Source organism: Kitasatospora sp. NPDC059803 (assembly GCF_042732255.1).
Classification (GTDB): domain Bacteria; phylum Actinomycetota; class Actinomycetes; order Streptomycetales; family Streptomycetaceae; genus Kitasatospora.
Genome location: NZ_JBHWIJ010000448.1, coordinates 3,436 through 4,685, shown reverse-complemented (window position 1 = coordinate 4,685; position 1,250 = coordinate 3,436). Strand labels below are relative to the sequence as shown.

Sequence of the window (1,250 nt, the reverse complement as noted above, 5' to 3'; positions counted from 1 at the left end):
CACCTGGACCCGGGTATTCGCCACTGCGTCGCCCTGGCGCTCCCCGCCCGCCTGGGAAGGCAGAGCAGCGGTGAAAGGGGTGGCCCGCGTTCGGGCCGCCCCTGGGCGCATATGGGCAGGCGTCGGCTGAGCCGCGCGTCGACGTCAGCCCGCCCCCTAGGGTGGTCTGATGTTCGATCATCTGGAGATCAGGGTGTTGCCAGCGGGACCTCGGTTCACTGCCCAGTTGCGGCTCTGGGTCAACGGCGAGGACGTGGTCGAAGAGACGGTGCGCGAAGGCGGCCGCGGACCGTACGCGGCTGATGCGCTGCCGGCCGGCAGCCCCGGTCTTCTCCGGGCGACCGGCGAGGTGCGCCGTGTGGAGCTGGGGGAACCGGAGTGCAGCGGTGGCTGCTGCGGCTTCCTGACCGTGGTCGTGCAGCGCTCCGGGGAGATCGTGCAGTGGTCGGACTGGGAGGTTCCGTGGGAGGCGAACACCCCTGTGCCCTACCCTCCGCCGGAGCTCCACTTCGACGCGAGGCAGTACGACGCCGAAGTGGCTCGTGCTGAGGCGGACCGCCGGTGGCGGGTACATCCATAGCCCAGCACGGCGCGCTCCCGCCCAGCTGCTGGCCCACACCGGCCCCGCGCCCTTGGCCAACGGGGAACGCCCAGCAGGCCCAGGTGCTCTTGGGGCTCGTGAACATTCCGGCGAGGCTGTGACCGCCTACCGCCTACCGCCTACCGCCTACCGCCTACCGCCTACCGCCTACGGTCTCCGGAACCGACGTCGAAATGCTGCCCGTTCTCGTGAACAGAGCCGGCTGAGGAGGAGGCCTGCGAGCGGATGGTCCACTGGTGGCGCCGGGCTTACCCCGGGCACACCCGCGAGGGCTACCCGCCAGTGGCGCTGGTCCTCACCGGCGCCGGCGCGACGACGCTGAACAACCGGGCCGCCCAGGTCGGTGACCTGGCCGCCGAGTTCTGGTGCGGCCGGCGCCACAGCACCCAATGCCCGGACGGCTGGGCCTGTTCTTCGGCCTTGCGTAACCGGTCGGCGAGGACGGCGCCGGCGGGTCCGGGTTCGTCCCCCAGATCTCCTTCCAGGACAACACCAGTCTCTTCCAGGGGCGTCTGGGGTGTTGGGCACCCCCTCCTGCCGGCGGGCCGTCCGGGCCCCCCCGCGTCCCCGGGGGGTGCCGGGGCCCGGTAGCCGACCGCGGGTGGGGCGCGGGGGCGCGGGGATAACCCAAGACCCCACCCTAACCACG

General features: G+C 72.2%; 1 protein-coding gene. It reads left to right on the top strand.

The window, feature by feature from the left end:
• The first annotated feature begins 169 nt into the window (after window positions 1-169).
• Entirely contained in the window at window positions 170-580 is a 411-nt protein-coding gene (locus tag ACFV6I_RS37755; RefSeq protein ID WP_380430626.1) for a hypothetical protein, read from the top strand.
• Window positions 581-1,250: the final 670 nt, after the last annotated feature.

Excerpts from the sequence above, each read along its gene's own strand:
- ACFV6I_RS37755 (WP_380430626.1), top strand. The coding sequence starts at position 170 with ATGTTCGATCATCTGGAGATCAGGGTGTTGCCAGCGGGACCTCGGTTC.